Origin of the sequence: Streptosporangium sp. NPDC000095 (genome assembly GCF_042899335.1) — a bacterium.
Lineage (GTDB): Bacteria > Actinomycetota > Actinomycetes > Streptosporangiales > Streptosporangiaceae > Streptosporangium.
This window is the reverse complement of record NZ_JBIAZS010000010.1, coordinates 179,494-195,694: the sequence shown is the minus strand read 5'-3', so window position 1 is coordinate 195,694 and position 16,201 is coordinate 179,494. Positions and strand designations below refer to the sequence as shown.

Below are 16,201 nucleotides of genomic sequence, written 5' to 3'. Positions count from 1 at the left end.
GCGCCCCCTGAGGTGGCGCGGCCAGAGATACGGCGTCACCGGCGCACGAGGAGAGGCCGCCGTGATCGCGCGCGTTGACGTCGAGGTTGGCCGGCGTCACCGGCGTGCGGGGAGAGGCCGATGGCCGTCTGTGGGCCGACGAGCCGGAGTACGCGCTCATCGGGCCCACGAGGCCACCGCCTTGCCCCGAGCGTTCCCGTCAGGTGATGTCGATCGCGGTGGGGAAGCGTTCCCAGACCCGGTGCTGCCCCAGCAGCCGCACGACCTCCCCGAGCACGCCGTCACCGCTCTCGCCGACGAGCACGCCGGGTGCCGCGGTGTCGATCCCCGCGGCGGTGAGCGCCCGCTCGGCATCTCCCCAGCCACCGAGCGGCTTGGCATGGCGGAACGCCTCGCCGAGCATCAGCAGCACCCGCGGGTCGATTCCCGCGGCGAGCGTGCCGGTGCCCGCCTTGGCGTCCCGGGCGCCGTAGGCGTCCTTGCCCGGTGCGGGCGCACCGGCCAGCAGCAGGGCGTCGAACTCCACCGACCGGGCGGTGGCGAAAGTGCGCTGCACGGTGACGGGATCGGCTCCGTCCGCTCCGAGCACGCCACCCGCCGGGGCGATGACCAGCGGTACCATGCCGCCGTCCAGGATCGCCTGGCGAACGGCGCGCACCGTCTCCAGGCCGCTGTTCTCGCCGACGACGATGCCGATGACCCGGCCGGTGGTGGGCCAGGTCCGGCCGAGCTGGGAGAGCGCGGGGCTGGGCTCGACCGGAGTCAGCGGACCTGTCGGCTTCGGCACGGGGAGCCCCAGTCCTGCGGCCACCTGCGCGCACAGGTACGAGTCGATCTCGGCGAGCACCCGCAGGGTGCGCTCCTTGATCGCCTGCTCGTAGACCTTGCCGAGCTCGAAGGTGTACGCGGAGATGATGTGCTCGCGCTCGACCGGGGTAAGGCTCAGCCAGAACTGGCGGGGCTGGCTGAAGTGGTCGGCGAACGACGCCGGAGCCTCGCGCACCTTCCGGCCCTCGACCTGCACCGGCCTCTCCACGTACCCGCCCTCCTGCTGCCCCGCGAAGAAGGGGCAGCCGCCGTCGAGGGAGTTGGGCTTGTAGGGGGCGACGCCCGCGTGCACCGCCGTCTGGTGCAGGCCGTCACGCAGCATGTCGTTCACCGGGGCGTGCGGGCGGTTGATCGGGATCTGCGCGAAGTTGGGGCCGCCCAACCGGCTGATCTGGGTGTCCAGGTACGAGAACAGGCGCCCCGCGAGCAGCGGGTCGTCGGTGATGTCGATACCGGGTACCAGGTGACCCGGGTGGAAGGCGACCTGCTCGGTCTCGGCGAAGTAGTTGGTCGGGTTGGCGTTGAGGGTGAGCAGGCCGATCGGCTGGACCGGCGCCAGCTCCTCGGGAACGATCTTCGTCGGATCCAGCAGGTCGATGCCCTCGAAGGTCTGCTCGGGGGTGTCGGGGAACGCCTGGATACCCAGCTCCCACTGCGGGTGGGCGCCCGCCTCGATCGCGTCGGCCAGATCGCGCCGGTGGAAGTCCGGGTCCATGCCGTTGATGATCTGGGCCTCCTCCCACACCAGTGAGTGCACCCCGGCCTTGGGCTTCCAGTGGAACTTCACCAGCGTCGTCGCCCCTTCGGCGTTGACGAGCCGGAAGGTGTGGATGCCGAAACCCTCCATCGTCCGGTAGGAGCGGGGGATGGCCCGGTCGGACATGTTCCAGATGGTGTGGTGGGTGGCCTCGGTGTGCAGGGACACGAAATCCCAGAACGTGTCGTGCGCGCTCTGGGCCTGGGGGATCTCCCGGTCGGGGTGCGGCTTGGCCGCGTGGATGACGTCGGGAAACTTGATCGCGTCCTGGATGAAGAACACCGGGATGTTGTTGCCCACCAGGTCGAAGACACCCTCGCCGGTGTAGAACTTCGTGGCGAATCCCCGCGTGTCGCGCACCGTGTCCGCCGACCCCCGTGACCCGAGGACGGTCGAGAAACGCACGAAGACCGGCGTCTCGACGCCCTCGGCGAGAAACGCCGCCCTGGTCACCGTCGAGGCGTTGCCGTAGGCGCGGAAGACGCCGTGCGCGGCGGCGCCGCGGGCGTGCACGACGCGCTCGGGAATGCGCTCGTGATCGAAATGCATGATCTTCTCGCGCAGGTGGTGGTCCTGCAGCAGCACCGGTCCGCGGGGGCCGGCCTTGAGTGAGTGATCGGTATCCGCCAGCCGCAGGCCCTGCGCCGTCGTCAGGTACTCGCCGCCCTGCGCCCGCGCCGCCGGCGGCACATCGGCGGGTTGCCCGGTCGGGGTGAAGGGATCGGGGCCGCTCTGGTCGGGCTTGGGCGGCAGAGGCGCCCGGGGCTCGGTCGGCTCATCCGGCGACGGTGTCCCGCTGCTCGGCCGGCCGGGGACCACGCCCGAAGATCCATCGCCCGACACGGCGTCGACCACCTTGTCGACGACCTTGTCGACCGTTTCCTTCATCGGATGAGACTTCTCCATCGTTCCCCCTCAAGGTGTGACGGCACCGTGTGAGATCACGTCCGGTCCTCGGCGGCCGACGCGCCCAGGGCGCGGTCGAACCGTCGAGAGCCGGCGGCGTTACGCGATGCCCCGGCTTCGGCACATGACCTGATCACGGTTATGGGATCCCGCTGCTCACGACCCGGAATCCCCGTTCTTGACCGGCTCCGCGACACGGGGTGCGGACATCGTTCGTTCGGACGTGTGCCCTACCCGGCGACTCCACACTCCATGAGCGGCGCTTCTTTCCACGTGAGGCCAGGTCTTTACCCGCTCCCTCGTGGGCAAACGTCCAACCGCCACTCGCCCTCGCCATCCCCTACCTGCGAAAAGCCACGCACCACCCGCGAACACCTCGTGGTGCCCGCCCCCATGATCAGCCGAGGTCACGAACGTGGATCGCTCTGGCCTCCGCCATCGGCAGGTTCGACGCCGACATCGAGGTCGTCGACCCGGCCGAGCCAAAGGACGCCTTCACCCGCCCCGCCCGCCGCTTCGCCGGAGCACGACACGACGACCACCGGCACGGCCCCGCGATGAAGGTGAGGCCAGGGGGAGCATGGTCACTCACCTAATCACCCGGAAGATCAAAAAAGGCCACTCCCCTTATCGAGAAATGGCCTCTGAGCTGGGTGGGGCTACCAGGACTTGAACCTGGGACCTCTTCCTTATCAGGACCATTCACCGCGAGATCGCGGGGCCTCGGCCTGTCCGGCGACGGTGACCGATGGCCGTGGCCGTAAGCGGTTGTGTGGGGCCGTTGCAGTACACGTTGCAGTACCCGCCCCGTCCCCTTGGTCTGCCCGTACCCGACGCGGGCGCGCATACCTGGTCCGCCTGATCGTCCCGTCTGCCTCGTCCCACCACGAAGCGGCAGCAGGCCGGCGACGGAGGGTCAAGCCCGCCTTCGCGTGTACCTCGACGGGCCGCCGTTCCACGGTCATGGGATGCCAACGGTCACAGACGGGCTTGACCCGTAGGAGCGGGCCTGCTGGGCTTGCCTGGGAGGTGGCAGCGGGACGATCAGGCCACCACCTCAGCCACCTGGGACCGCGCGCCAGCTCCCGGCGATCATCCCGGAGCCGAGGCCCCCACCGGAGGCATCAAGGTGTTGGGTAGCCCGAGCGCCGGTGGTTCGGGGGCGTCGCGTTCCGTCGTCGGACTGTAAGCCGTTCGCGATTGATCCGGGCTGTCAGCATTGATCCGGGCTGTCAGCTCATCTGCTCGGCCTTGAGAGCTCCTTGTGAGCGGAGCCAGTCGATCACTTCGGTCCCATTGCTGCGGATTGCGGCGTCCAGGGGCGTCAGGGACTCCCAGGTTGGGAGCCAGTTCAGGTCGGCGCCCTGGGACAGGAGGAACTCTGCGGTGCGGCGCTGCCCTCCGTGACAGGCCAGCCAGAACGCATGGCTGATCTCCTCTTGGATAGGCGGGTCTCCCGCGACGAAGTCCGTGACGAGATCGAGGATGCCCAGAGCCGCCGCGTCACCAAGCAAGGTCTTGGCTCCTCTTTCGACGAGGCGATGCGCCGCGTTCCATTGAGCAAAGGCGACAGCATCGGTCAACGGCGTGCCGTCGGCGATGACTGCTCCCGGGGCCTCGATGTCGGCGCCCGCGTCCAGCAGGGCGTCCAGGACCTTGACGTCGTCGCTGCTCGCGGCCCAATGCAACGGGGTCTCGGTGTGCGGGCCGGTGAATCTCGCGTTGACGGCGGCTCCTGCGCTGACAAGAGTGGCGACGGTCGCGGCACCGTTGGGGAAATGGCCGGGCCAGTCGGTGACTACGTGCAGGAGCGAGCGCGACATACCGCCTTCTGTATCCGGGCTATCGCCGAGTCGGGCCGTCGCGAGACCGGGATTCTCGTTGAGCAGTCGACGCAACGCGGCTTGGTCGCCGGTGTGGATCGTGTCTACTACGGCAAGTGCCAGCGGTTCCTCGGTACTTATGACCAGCATGAGGCGCCCTTTCGAGGGGACGTTTCTGCCGACCGTACCGTCCGCTCTCCCGGGTGTCAGGAGGCGGCGGCGTGCCGGTGGTCGGCGGGTGCCTTGCGTACGGCGGGTGCGCGGGTCGGTGGAGGCCCGGGCCGCCGCCGTCCGGAACCGGCGCCCACGCCGCACGCCCGGCCGGCGGGCGGCGGAGGGCCGGTTGCGGCGGCGCGGCGCGCCGCCGCCTTGGTGTCGTCCGTGAAGCCTTGGAGATCCAGCGGGACGGGCAGAAGATCCGTAGGGAGGAAGCGGGCGAGGACTGGGTGGACACCGGGCTCGTCTTCACCACCAAGTCGGGGCGGCCGATCGAGCCGCGCAACCTCGCCCGGTCCTTCGCCCGGATCGTGGCGGCGAACAAGCTGCGGCCGATCCGGGTTCACGACCTGCGGCACACCGCCGCGTCGCTGCTCAAGAAGCTGGGGGTCGCGCCACGTGACGCGATGGAGATCCTCGGGCACAGCCGAATCTCGGTCACGATGGAGATCTACACCCACGGGGACGGCGAGAGCCGCCAGGACGCCATCAAGAAGGTCAACGGACTGTTCGAATGAGGCCGTTGCAGTATCCTGTTGCAGCAAAAAGCCCCGGAGCATGATCGCTTCGGGGCGTTTATCGAGGTGGGGCTACCAGGACTTGAACCTGGGACCTCTTCCTTATCAGGGAAGCGCTCTAACCGTCTGAGCTATAGCCCCTCATCACACAGACGAACGGTCTCGTATCCGTGTGGTGGAGACGAACCCGTTCGCTCGAACAGGGAAAAGCTTACCCTGTTTCGGCACCTGCTCGCGCCATGTCCCCGCCCCGGAAAGAGGGCGGGGACACTCGGCGGGACCGCTACTACGACTACTCAGCCTCGCTGAAGGTGACCTCCACGCCACCGACCAGGTCGGAGGCGATGTTGTAGATCACGGCGCCGAGGGTGGCGAGAGCGGTGATCAGCACGACGTTCACCGCGCCGATCAGGGCGGTGTAGCCCAGGATGCGGACCGGCTCGAACCAGGAGGCGATGTCCACGCCGTTGGTCGCGTTGCCGTCGGCCGTCGTGAGCTGGGTGACCGTCTGGATGATGTTCTCGAACACCCCGAGGCTGGACAGCACCATGTAGAGGGCCGCGACCGCGATGAACAGCACCACGAAGCAGACCAGCGACACGACGAAGCTGAACTTCATCGCCGACCACGGCTCGATCCTGCGCAACACGAGATGCGCCTTGCGGGGCGACCTCGGGCCGCCGACGTCCGCGGCCTTCCTGTCGGCCGCGTCGGCAGGGGCCTGGGGCGACGACAGGCTGCCGGGCGACCACGAGGCCCGGTTGTTCTGCTGCCCGGCCGACGGCCGGCTCTGCTGTCCCGGCGGCGGGGCGGACGGAGAACGCCCTTGCTGCCCGCCGGTTGGGGACGTCGGCGGGGCCGACGGGGGACGGCCCTGCTGTCCCCCGGGCGAGGGCGCGGAGGAGGAACGCCCCTGCTGCCCTCCCTGCGGATGTGAGGACTGCGGTGGCGCGGATGGTGGTGGAGATCCGCTTGGACGGATCCGCACCGTGGTGTCGGCCTGCTTGCCGTCCTCTGTCGTCGTCACTTTTGGCCTGCCCTTGCGATTGTCGGATACCGATCCATCGGTTTCCGGCGCGGGCACGCTACCGTTAACCGGTGACGAGGCCGCCTCGACGTCCTTCGTTCCAGCGATCTTGTCCATCTTCTCCGTCGCCTGATCGCGTGTCGACGAGGAGGCGGGGCGCGATCCCGGATTGCCCTGAGCATTCACGGATTCTCCCCTTCCCCGTTCTCACCGGTCTCCACCTGCGTCTCGGCGCCTTCCCCGGTCACCGGGTTCTCCCCGGTCTCCAGCGCCTCCGCATTGCGGGCCAGCGCCACGACGCTGTCCCCCTCCGCCAGATTCATCAGCCGAACCCCCATCGTCTGGCGGCCAGACTGCTTGATCTCCCCGGCACTCGTCCGGATAACCCCTCCGGCGGACGTGATGGCGAAAACCTCGTCCTCGGGTCTGACCATGACCGCGCCAACCAGCTTGCCACGGGCGCTTACGATCTTGGCGGTCAGGACTCCCTTTCCGCCCCTTCCCTGAAGAGGGTACTGATCCACGGGGGTGCGCTTGGCGTATCCGCCCTCGGTCGCAACGAGAACGTTGTCGCCGTCGGCGATCCGGTTCATCGCGAGGAGCTCGTCCCCGTCGAGGAATCGCATGCCGATCACGCCGCTCGTCGCCCTGCCCATCGGGCGCATGGCCTCGTCGGACGCCGTGAAGCGGATGGACTGGGCGCCGCGCGAGACGAGGAGAAGATCGTCGTCCTCCGACACCAGCCTGGCAGCGATCACTTCGTCATCTTCGCGCAAATTGATCGCGATGAGACCACCCGTGCGCGGCGAGTCGTACTCGGAAAGGCGCGTCTTCTTCACCAGGCCGCTGCGGGTGGCGAGCACGAGGTACGGGGCGACCTCGTAGTCGCGCAGGTCGAGGACCTCCATCACGACCTCGTCCGGCTGCATGGCCAGCAGGTTCGCCAGGTGCTGCCCGCGCGCGTCGCGGCCGGAGTCGGGCAGTTCGTACGCCTTGACCCGGTAAACACGGCCCTTGTTGGTGAAGAACAGCAGCCAGTGGTGCGTCGTGGTGACGAAGAAGTGGTCGACGATGTCGTCCTGGCGCAGCTGCGCGCCCCGCACGCCCTTGCCGCCGCGCTTCTGCGCCCGGTAAAGGTCCGTGTTGGTTCGCTTGGCGTAGCCACCGCGGGTGATTGTGACGACCATGTCCTCCTCGGCCAGGAGGTCCTCGATCGACATGTCGCCCTCGTAGGCGATGATCTCGGTCTTGCGGTCGTCGCCGTACCGCCCGGTGAGCTCGGTGAGCTCCTCCTGGACGATCGAGCGCTGCCGCTCGGGCGAGGCGAGGATCGCCTGATACTCGGTGATCTGCGCCATCAGCGCGTCGTACTCGTCGGTGATCTGCTGGCGCTCCAGGGCGGCCAGCTTGCGCAGCTGCATGTCGAGGATGGCCTGCGCCTGGATCTCGTCGATCTCCAGCAGCGCCATCAGGCCCCCCTGCGCCGCGGACGCCGAGGGCGACCGGCGGATCAGGGCGATGACCTCGTCCATCCGCTCCAGGGCCTTGAGCAGCGCGCGCAGGATGTGTGCCCGCTCCTCGGCCTTGCGCAGAAGGTATCGGGTCCTGCGGACCACGACGTCGATCTGGTGCGCCACGTAGTGGCGGACGAACTGGTCGAGCCTGAGCGTGCGCGGCACGCCGTCGACCAGGGCCAGCATGTTGGCGCCGAAGGTGGTCTGCAGCTGGGTGTGCTTGAAGAGGTTGTTCAGCACGACCTTGGCGACCGCGTCGCGCTTGAGCACGATCACCAGACGCTGGCCCACCCGCGAGGAGCTCTCGTCGCGGACGTCGGCGATGCCGCTGATCCTGCCGTCCTTCACCGCCTCGGCGATGGTCAGCGCGAGGTTGTCCGGGTTGACCTGGTACGGAAGCTCGGTGACGACGAGGCACTGGCGGCCCTTGGCGTCCTCCTCGACCTCGACGATCGCCCGCATGGTGATCGAGCCGCGACCGGTGCGGTACGCGTCGTCGATGCCGCGCCTGCCCACGATCAGCGCGCCGGTGGGGAAGTCGGGCCCCTTGACGCGGGCGATCAGCGCCTCGAGGAGCTCCTCGTCGTCGGCGTCGGGATTCTGCAGGCACCAGACGACACCGCTCGCCACCTCCCGCAGGTTGTGCGGCGGGATGTTGGTGGCCATGCCGACCGCGATGCCCGCCGCCCCGTTGACCAGCAGGTTGGGGAAGCGCGAGGGCAGGACGAGGGGCTCCTGGGAGCGCCCGTCGTAGTTGGGGACGACGTCGACGGTGTCCTTGTCGATGTCGCGCAGCATCTCCATCGCGATGGGCGCGAGCTTGCACTCGGTGTAGCGCATCGCCGCCGGCGGGTCGTTGCCCGGGGAACCGAAGTTACCCTGCCCGTCGACCAGCGTGTAGCGCAGCGACCAGGGCTGCGCCATCCGCACCACGGTCGCGTAGATCGACGTGTCACCGTGCGGGTGGTAGGAGCCCATGACGTCACCGACGACGCGGGAGCACTTGAAGTAGCCGCGGTCGGGCCGGTAACCGCCGTCGTACATGGCGTACAGCACGCGGCGGTGCACCGGCTTGAGGCCGTCGCGGACGTCCGGCAGCGCACGCGAGACGATGACCGACATCGCGTAGTCCATGTAGCTGCGCTGCATCTCGGACTGGATGTCGACCGGCTCGACGCGGTCGGTCGGAGGGCCGGGCGGAGTGTTGACTTCCGTCACAGGTCAGGATCCTTTTCTGGTACGGCTACCGCTACACGTCGAGGAAACGGACATCCCGGGCGTTCCTAATGATGAAGGAACGACGGGCTTCGACGTCCTCACCCATGAGCACGCTGAACAGCTCGTCGGCCTGGGCCGCGTCGTCGAGGGTGACCTGGAGGAGAAGGCGGGTGTCGGGGTTCATGGTCGTCTCCCAGAGCTGGCCCGCGTTCATCTCGCCCAGTCCCTTGAAGCGCTGCACGTTGTCGCGCGGCCGGGGGTCGGGCTTGCCCGCGTCGATACCGGCCTGGATGACCGCGTCACGCTCGCGGTCGGAGTAGGCGTAGGAGGCGTCCTCGCCCTTCCTGTCCCACTTGATCTTGTAGAGGGGCGGCTGGGAGAGGTAGACGTGCCCGGCCTCGATCAGGGGCCGCATGAAGCGGAACAGCAGGGTGAGCAGCAGCGTCGTGATGTGCTGGCCGTCGACGTCGGCGTCCGCCATCAGGATGAGCTTGTGGTAGCGGAGCTTGGTGATGTCGAACTCGTCGTGCACGCCCGTGCCCATGGCGGTGATCAGCGCCTGGACCTCGTTGTTCTGCAGGACCTTGTCGATCCGGGCCTTCTCGACGTTGAGGATCTTGCCGCGGATCGGGAGGATCGCCTGGAACTTGGAGTCGCGGCCGCCCTTGGCCGAGCCGCCCGCCGAGTCACCCTCGACGATGTACAGCTCGCACTTCTCCGGATCGCTCCACTGGCAGTCGGCCAGCTTGCCGGGCAGCCCCGAGCCCGACTCCAGCAGCGACTTGCGCCGGGTCAGGTCGCGGGCCTGACGGGCCGCGAGGCGGGCGCGGGAGGCCTGCAGGGACTTCGTGATGATGTCCTTGGCCTCGCCGGGGTTGCGCTCGAACCAGTCGCGCAGGTGGTCGTTGCAGGCCTTCTGGACGAACGACTTCGCCTCGGTGTTACCCAGCTTCGTCTTGGTCTGTCCCTCGAACTGGGGGTCTGTCAGCTTCACCGAGATGATCGCGGTGAGCCCCTCGCGGATGTCCTCTCCCGCGAGGTTGTCGTCCTTGCCCTCCTTGAGGAACTTCTGCTCGCGCGCGTAGCGGTTGACGATGGACGTCAGCGCCGCGCGGAAGCCCTCCTCGTGGGTGCCGCCCTCGGCGGTGTTGATCGTGTTGGCGAAGGTGTAGACCGACTCGCTGTAGGAGTTGTTCCACTGCATCGCGATCTCGACGGCGATGCCCTCACCCTGCGCCTCGAAGTCGATCACCGAGAGGTGGGCCGGCTCCTTCTTGGAGTTGAGGTGCTTGACGAAGTCGGACAGGCCGCCCTCGTAGTGGTAGGTGACCTCCCGGGGCTCCCCCTCCTCTCCGTCGACGAAATCGGGGCGCTCGTCCCTGATCGAGATCGTCAGGCCCTTGTTGAGGAAGGCCATCTCCTGGAAGCGACGCGCGAGGGTCTCGAAGTGCCAGGTCGTGGTCTCGAAGATGCTCCCGTCGGCCCAGAAGGTGATCGAGGTGCCGGTCGAGTCGGTCTTCTCCCCCTTCGCCAGGGGCGCGGTGGGCCTGCTCTCGACATAACTCTGCCGCCAGTAGTGCCCGTCGGTGCGGATCTCCACGTCGAGCTTGCTGGACAGGGCGTTGACGACGGAGACACCCACGCCGTGCAGTCCGCCGGAGACCGCGTACGACTTGTCGTCGAACTTGCCCCCCGCGTGCAGCACGGTGAGGACGACCTCGACCGCGGGACGGTTCTCACCGGGGACGATGCCGACGGGGATGCCACGGCCGTTGTCGACGACCCGAACGCCGTTGTCGGCGAGCAGGGTGACCTCGATCCGGTCGGCGTGCCCGGCCAGGGCCTCGTCGACGGAGTTGTCGACGACCTCGTAGACGAGGTGGTGCAGACCGCGCTCGCCGGTCGAGCCGATGTACATACCGGGGCGCTTACGGACCGCCTCAAGCCCTTCGAGAACGGTGATTGAGCTAGCGTCGTAGGACAAGTGCGAAATCCTCCTGCCGCGGACACGCGGCAGGGAGACAAGATGTAGCCCCGCCGTGCCCGTCACCGTCGTGAATGCCCCGATGCGCTCACCCAGGGGAGCCGACATGCTCGCCGGGGGGTGGCACGCAAACGGACGTGTCCGGAATTCGATTTCATTCTAGCGGCTCAGAACACATCATGTGGCATTGACAGCCTCTGGAATGGCCTGTCGCGCGACGATCATCGTCTTGGACATCCCCCTACGCGGAGGGGGTTCGTCGCGCCAGAAGAGCCGCTGATCCGTTTTTCAGGCCCGTGTCAGCCGTACGTGTCGCCCGGACCGCGGCTCCCGGTGACACGCAGACCGCCACTGGAGCGGGGACCGTTCTGCGGGCCGCGAACCTTTACCTTTTGTACCGTTCCGTCCCCGAGTTCCTCGTTCAACCTCCGGACGAGCGTCCTCGCCAGGAGACGGACCTGGGTGGCCCATGCGGTGGAGTCGGCGACCACCACGACCTCGCCGTCGGCGAAGGTCTCCGGCTTGGTGTGGGCCGCCATGTCGGCGCCGACGATCTCGGGCCAGCGGCCGAAGACGCCGCCGATCGCGGCGGGCTGCTCCCAGCCTCGGTCCGACAGCAGGTCCGCGATCGCCCTGCCGAGGAGCTGGGGGTCGCCGGCGTCCCTGCGCGCCCCCGACGCCCTGCGCCGCGGCTCTCGGCGGGGCAGCTGCCCCCGTCTGGCGGCGTCCGACTTGGCCTGGGCGAGCTTCTCCCTCGCCAGCGCGGCCCCCTTGGCCGCCGCGCTCCTCGCGGACCCTGCGGCCGCCCCGTCCGCACCCGTGCCCGCCGAGCCTTTACCGGCCGAGCCCGCCGGGCCCTTACCGACCGGGTCCGCCGGGCCCCGCGAACCCGGGGCGGGCCCGGCCGCCCGGCGCGCGCCGCCCCGCTCCCGGCCTTCCCCCGCCGCCGCGCGCCCCCTCGGCTCCGGGGCCCGCGGCACGGGCACCGGGCCGCTCGCGCGCTCCCCTGCGTCATCGGACACGGGCCACGCCTCCCTCGGTCACGTCGAAACGGCCTCCGGCCAGCTCGGCGGGCACGTCGTCGGACACCGCCGCGGTGATCAGAACCTGCTCGGCGGGGGCGACCATCTCGGCCAGGCGGCGCCTGCGCCTGCTGTCCAGCTCGGCGAAGACGTCGTCGAGGATGAGGACCGGATCGCCGCCGTCGGCCCTGAGCAGGTCGTAGGCGGCCAGTCTGAGCGCCAGCGCGAACGACCACGACTCGCCGTGGCTGGCGTAGCCGCGCGCGGGCAGCTCACCCAGGCCGAGGAACAGGTCGTCGCGGTGCGGGCCGACGAGGGTGACACCGCGTTCCAGCTCCGAGGCCCGGACCTCCAGCAGGCCGGCGCGCAGCCGTTTGGCCAGCTCGGTGCGATCGGTCCCGGCGTCCGCGGCCAGGGTGCCCCGGTATTCCAGCGCGGCGGCCGCGGAGTCCGGCGCGAGGGAGGCGTACGAGGCGGCGACGAGCGGGCGCAGCGTCTCGACCAGCTCCAGCCTGGCCGCGAGCAGCTCGGCGCCGTGCGTGGCCAGGTGGGCGTCCCAGACCTCCAGGGTGCTCAGCGGGTCTCCCGCCCCCGCCTCGGCGAACGCCGCGTCGCTCTCCGCCCGCCGCGTGCTCCTGCCCCGGCCCCTCCTGGCCTGCGCGGCGGTGCGCAGCAGGGCGCCGCGCTGCTTGAGCACCCGGTCGTAGTCGGCGCGCACCCCCGCGAACCTGGGCGTCCTGGCCACCAGGAGGTCGTCGAGGAACCGGCGCCGCTCCGAGGGATCGCCCTTGACCATGGCGAGGTCCTCGGGGGCGAACAGGACCGTGCGCAACAGGCCGACGACCTCGCGGGGACGGGGGACCGGGGAACGGTTCAGCCTGGCCCGGTTGGCCCTGCCCGGGTTGATCTCCAGCTCGATCAGCGCGCGCCGGTCGTCGCGTACCACCGACGAGCGGACGACCGCCCGCGCCGCACCCTGCCTGACCAGCGGCCCGTCGTTGGCGACCCGGTGGCTGGCCTGCGTCGCCACGTAACCCAGCGCCTCGACGAGGTTGGTCTTCCCCATGCCGTTGGGTCCGACGAAGGCCGTGACCCCCGGCTCCATGCCGAGGTCGACGTTCTCGTAGGACCGGAAGTCGGTGAGGGAGAGATGGGCGACATGCACCCCAGGAAGATTAGTCGGCCTCGTCCGTCACCGCGGCCTCCCGTGCCCGTACGGCTCGCACCCAGTGAAAAAGGTCATGGCGCGAGCCGCCGACGGTGGACCGAGGATGGTCCTGCAGAGGGCCCGCAGTGGACCGGCAGTGGGCCGATGCCGGGCCGGCCTGGCTATCCGGCCGTCTCGACCGGGGGCGTGACGTCGGCGCCGGGGGAGTCCGCGCCCTTCTCGGTCGCGCCCGCCTTGGAGGTGACCGCGTGGCCGCCGAACTGGTTGCGCAGGGCCGCGACGACCTTCATCGCCGGCGAGTCGTCCTGGCGGGAGGCGAACCTGGCGTACAGGGCGGCGGTGATGACCGGCAGCGGGACCGCCAGCTCCACGGCGGCCTGCACCGCCCAGCGGCCCTCGCCCGAGTCCTGCGCGTAGCCCTCCAACTCGGCCAGGGTCGGGTCCTCCTCCAGCGCGCGGACCATCAGGTCCAGCAGCCAGGAGCGGATGACGGTGCCCTGCCGCCAGCTCTTGAACGAGCCGGCCGCGTCGGTCACGATGTCGGAGGCCTGAAGCAGCTCCCAGCCCTCGGCGAACGCCTGCATCATGCCGTACTCGATGCCGTTGTGGACCATCTTGGCGAAGTGGCCGGCGCCGACCGTGCCCGCGTGGACGAAACCGTCGTCGCCCTCCGGCTTGAGGGTCTCGAAGATCGGCATGACCCGCTCCACCTCGGCCTTGTCGCCGCCGACCATGAGCGCGTAGCCGTTCTGCAATCCCCAGACGCCGCCGCTCACGCCGCAGTCGACGAAACCGATGCCCTTGGCCGAGAGCTCGGCGCCGTGCTTCTGGTCGTCGACGTAGTGCGAGTTGCCGCCGTCGACGAGGATGTCGCCGGGTGACAACAGGTCGCCGAGTGCCCTGACCGTCGCCCTGGTCGGCTCACCGGAGGGCACCATGACCCACACGGTGCGCGGCGCCTGGAGCCGCTCCACGAGCTCCTCCAGGTCGGCGACGTCGCTGACCTCGGGATCACGGTCGTATCCGACGACGTCGTGACCTCCTCGGCGCAGGCGCTCAGCCATGTTGCCGCCCATCTTGCCCAGCCCGACCATGCCGATCTGCATACGAGCACCCCCTTCAGGGTTTCGTGTTCACCTACGCCAAGCGCGCCCGCGCAAGTCTTACCAGCTCGGCGTTCCCGCCGACAGGGCCACCCACAGGGCTGTGGAGAACGTCCTCCAGGCCGATACGCGTGGCGAGTCCAGCCTGCCCCGCCTCGTCCAGGAGAATCCAGGTCGGGTCCCCCTCCCCGTGGAGCAGCCTCGGGCCTGGGACGCCGAGTTCGGCGAGACGAACCAGGATGGCACGCGCCCGTGGGACGGCGGTGTCCGCGGAACCGCCGATGATCTCGACGAGCACCCGCGCGCACTCCAGGCCGGTCGCGGCGAGGGCGTCGGCGTCCTCCACCGACCAGACCCCCGCCTCCACGTCGACGCCGAGCCGCCGCAGGTCGTGCCACAGGGCCTCGAATCCGGGCTCGGAGAGGTTCGCCGACGCGAAGTCCGGCAGCTCGCCCGGGGCGAGCCCGGCCCAGCCGCGCACGGCCTCGCGCCGCGCGTCCACATCCCAGCCGGTTATCCACAGCCCTGTGCTCACCCCGACGGGGAGACCGGGGCACGCCTCGCGTACGGCGCGCACGGCCGCCCCGATGTGCGCGGCGCTGAGCGACTCGCTGCCCGCCTCGTCGCGCGGATGTATGTGAACGGCGTCCGCACCCGCCCCACGAGCCTCACGGGCCGCCTCAGCGAGCTCCAGAGGGCTCAGGGGAAGGGCCGGGTGCTCGCCGGGCCTCCTGGCGCCGTTCAGGCACGCCTTGAGCCACGTCGCTCCCCCTCCGGCCCCGCCGGACGGTCCCGGGTCCCCACCCGTCACCGTGTCCACCGTTGTGTCCACCGCCGTGTCCACCCCGGGGTCGCGTTCCCCGCCGGTCTCCGGTGCCGCCGCGAGATCCTTTTCCCGGTCCGTCCCATGGCCTGTGGAGGAGGGATCCGCCGTGCCCGGCCTTCGCGGGCCCCCGTCGGGTGGGCGGGCATCAGCTGGACAGGCGGATGGGCATGATCAGGTAGCGGTAGTCGGGAACACTCCCGTCGTCCGTGGGTTTGCCCCCGGTGAGGATGGCGGGCTTGGTGGACGTGGTCATCTGCAGGCGGGCCACGTCGGAGTCGATCGCGCCGAGCCCTTCGAGCAGGAACTGGTGGTTGAAGGCGATGTTGATGTCGTCGCCCTCGAAGTCGACGGGGAGCACCTCGACCGCCTGTGCCTCGTCGCCGCTGCCCGCCTCCAGGACGACCTCGTCGCCGCGGAAGGCCAGCCGTACGGGCGTGTTGCGCTCGGCGACCAGGGCCACGCGCTTGACGGCCTCGACGAAGGCGGCCGTCGGCAGCTCGGCGCGGGCGGAGAACTCCGTCGGCAGCAGCGAGCGGTACTTGGGGAACTCGGGGTCGAGCAGCCGGGTGGTGGTGCGGCGTCCCGCGCTGGAGAAGCCGATCATGCCCTCGCCGGTGCCGCCGGCCGAGCTCAGCGCGATCTCGACCTCGGCCCCGGTGCCGCCCAGGGCCTTGGCCGTGTCGGCGAGGGTCCTGCCGGGGATCATCGCGATGGCCGAGAAGTCGGGCTGGCCCGGCTGCCACTTCAGCTCGCGTACGGCGAGGCGGTAGCGGTCGGTCGCCGCGAGGGTGACCGTGTCACCCTCGATCTCCACGCGTACGCCGGTGAGCATCGGCAGGGTGTCGTCCTTGCCCGCGGCCACGGCGACCTGGCCGACGGCCGAGGCGAACACGTCGCTGCCGATCCGTCCCGCGGCGGGGGGCATGGTGGGCAGGGAGGGGTAGTCCTCCACAGGCATGGTGAGCAGGGTGAAGCGGGCGCTGCCACAGGTGACGACGGCCTTCGCGCCCTCCACCACGAGATCCACAGGCTGTGCGGGAAGCGCCCTGGTGATCTCGGCCAGGAGCCTGCCCGAGACGAGCACCACGCCCGCCTCGCCCGTCTGCAGTTCGAGGGTCACCTCCGCGGAGACCTCGTAGTCGAAGCCCGAGAGCTTGAGCTGCCCGTCCTCCGTGACCTCAAGACGCATGCCGGCCAGCACCGGCACGGAGGGACGCGCGGGCAGGCTGCGCGCCGTCCATGCGACCGCCTCAGCGAGCACGTCTCGGTCGACCCGGAACATCACGTGGAT

11 protein-coding genes and 1 tRNA gene are annotated in these 16,201 nt (G+C 69.7%); 1 reads left to right on the top strand and 11 read right to left on the bottom strand.

Annotated elements, in window-relative coordinates; genetic code table 11:
- Positions 1–199: 199 nt before the first annotated feature.
- Together ACFY3V_RS22895 and ACFY3V_RS22890 are read right to left on the bottom strand one after the other, a co-directional pair.
- On the bottom strand, positions 200–2,473 hold the full coding sequence (locus ACFY3V_RS22895) for a catalase (protein ID WP_389776009.1): 2,274 nt from the start codon (positions 2,471–2,473) through the stop codon (positions 200–202).
- Between the two features lie 1,250 nt (positions 2,474–3,723).
- Positions 3,724–4,464 carry an ankyrin repeat domain-containing protein gene (locus ACFY3V_RS22890; RefSeq protein ID WP_389776006.1) on the bottom strand — a complete coding sequence of 247 codons (741 nt, stop codon included), beginning with the start codon at positions 4,462–4,464 and terminating at the stop codon, positions 3,724–3,726.
- 239 nt (positions 4,465–4,703) lie between these two features.
- Here ACFY3V_RS22890 and ACFY3V_RS22885 point away from each other — a divergent pair, with 239 nt between their 5' ends.
- On the top strand, positions 4,704–5,048 hold the full coding sequence (locus ACFY3V_RS22885) for a tyrosine-type recombinase/integrase (RefSeq protein ID WP_362926044.1): 345 nt from the start codon (positions 4,704–4,706) through the stop codon (positions 5,046–5,048).
- 67 nt (positions 5,049–5,115) lie between these two features.
- Here ACFY3V_RS22885 and ACFY3V_RS22880 read toward each other — a convergent pair.
- From ACFY3V_RS22880 to dnaN, 9 genes are all read right to left on the bottom strand, one after another.
- Positions 5,116–5,189: transfer RNA gene (locus tag ACFY3V_RS22880), tRNA-Ile, on the bottom strand.
- A gap of 151 nt (positions 5,190–5,340) precedes the next feature.
- Positions 5,341–6,075: a DUF3566 domain-containing protein gene (locus tag ACFY3V_RS22875; RefSeq protein ID WP_362901954.1), complete on the bottom strand. Its 735-nt coding sequence runs from the start codon at positions 6,073–6,075 to the stop codon at positions 5,341–5,343.
- Positions 6,076–6,257: 182 nt separating this feature from the next.
- The gene (gene gyrA / locus ACFY3V_RS22870; RefSeq protein WP_362901952.1) at positions 6,258–8,807 is read right to left on the bottom strand and encodes a DNA gyrase subunit A; all 2,550 of its coding nucleotides are present in this window, start codon (positions 8,805–8,807) and stop codon (positions 6,258–6,260) included.
- Between the two features lie 31 nt (positions 8,808–8,838).
- On the bottom strand, positions 8,839–10,791 hold the full coding sequence (gene gyrB / locus ACFY3V_RS22865; RefSeq protein ID WP_350941877.1) for a DNA topoisomerase (ATP-hydrolyzing) subunit B: 1,953 nt from the start codon (positions 10,789–10,791) through the stop codon (positions 8,839–8,841).
- 299 nt (positions 10,792–11,090) lie between these two features.
- Positions 11,091–11,813, bottom strand: a complete 723-nt coding sequence (locus ACFY3V_RS22860) for a DciA family protein (protein ID WP_362901949.1) — start codon at positions 11,811–11,813, stop codon at positions 11,091–11,093.
- Positions 11,803–12,978, bottom strand: a complete 1,176-nt coding sequence (gene recF / locus ACFY3V_RS22855; protein WP_350941874.1) for a DNA replication/repair protein RecF — start codon at positions 12,976–12,978, stop codon at positions 11,803–11,805. The genes ACFY3V_RS22860 and recF overlap by 11 nt, the downstream gene beginning before the upstream one ends.
- 164 nt (positions 12,979–13,142) lie before the next feature.
- Positions 13,143–14,087, bottom strand: coding sequence for a phosphogluconate dehydrogenase (NAD(+)-dependent, decarboxylating) (gnd, locus tag ACFY3V_RS22850; protein ID WP_362901946.1), 945 nt, complete (start codon positions 14,085–14,087; stop codon positions 13,143–13,145).
- A gap of 31 nt (positions 14,088–14,118) precedes the next feature.
- Positions 14,119–14,916 (bottom strand): 3-keto-5-aminohexanoate cleavage protein, encoded by a 798-nt coding sequence (locus ACFY3V_RS22845; RefSeq protein ID WP_389775997.1) that lies wholly within the window; start codon positions 14,914–14,916, stop codon positions 14,119–14,121.
- 139 nt (positions 14,917–15,055) lie between these two features.
- Positions 15,056–16,195, bottom strand: a complete 1,140-nt coding sequence (gene dnaN, locus ACFY3V_RS22840) for a DNA polymerase III subunit beta (RefSeq protein ID WP_362901942.1) — start codon at positions 16,193–16,195, stop codon at positions 15,056–15,058.
- Between the last annotated feature and the right edge of the window lie 6 nt (positions 16,196–16,201).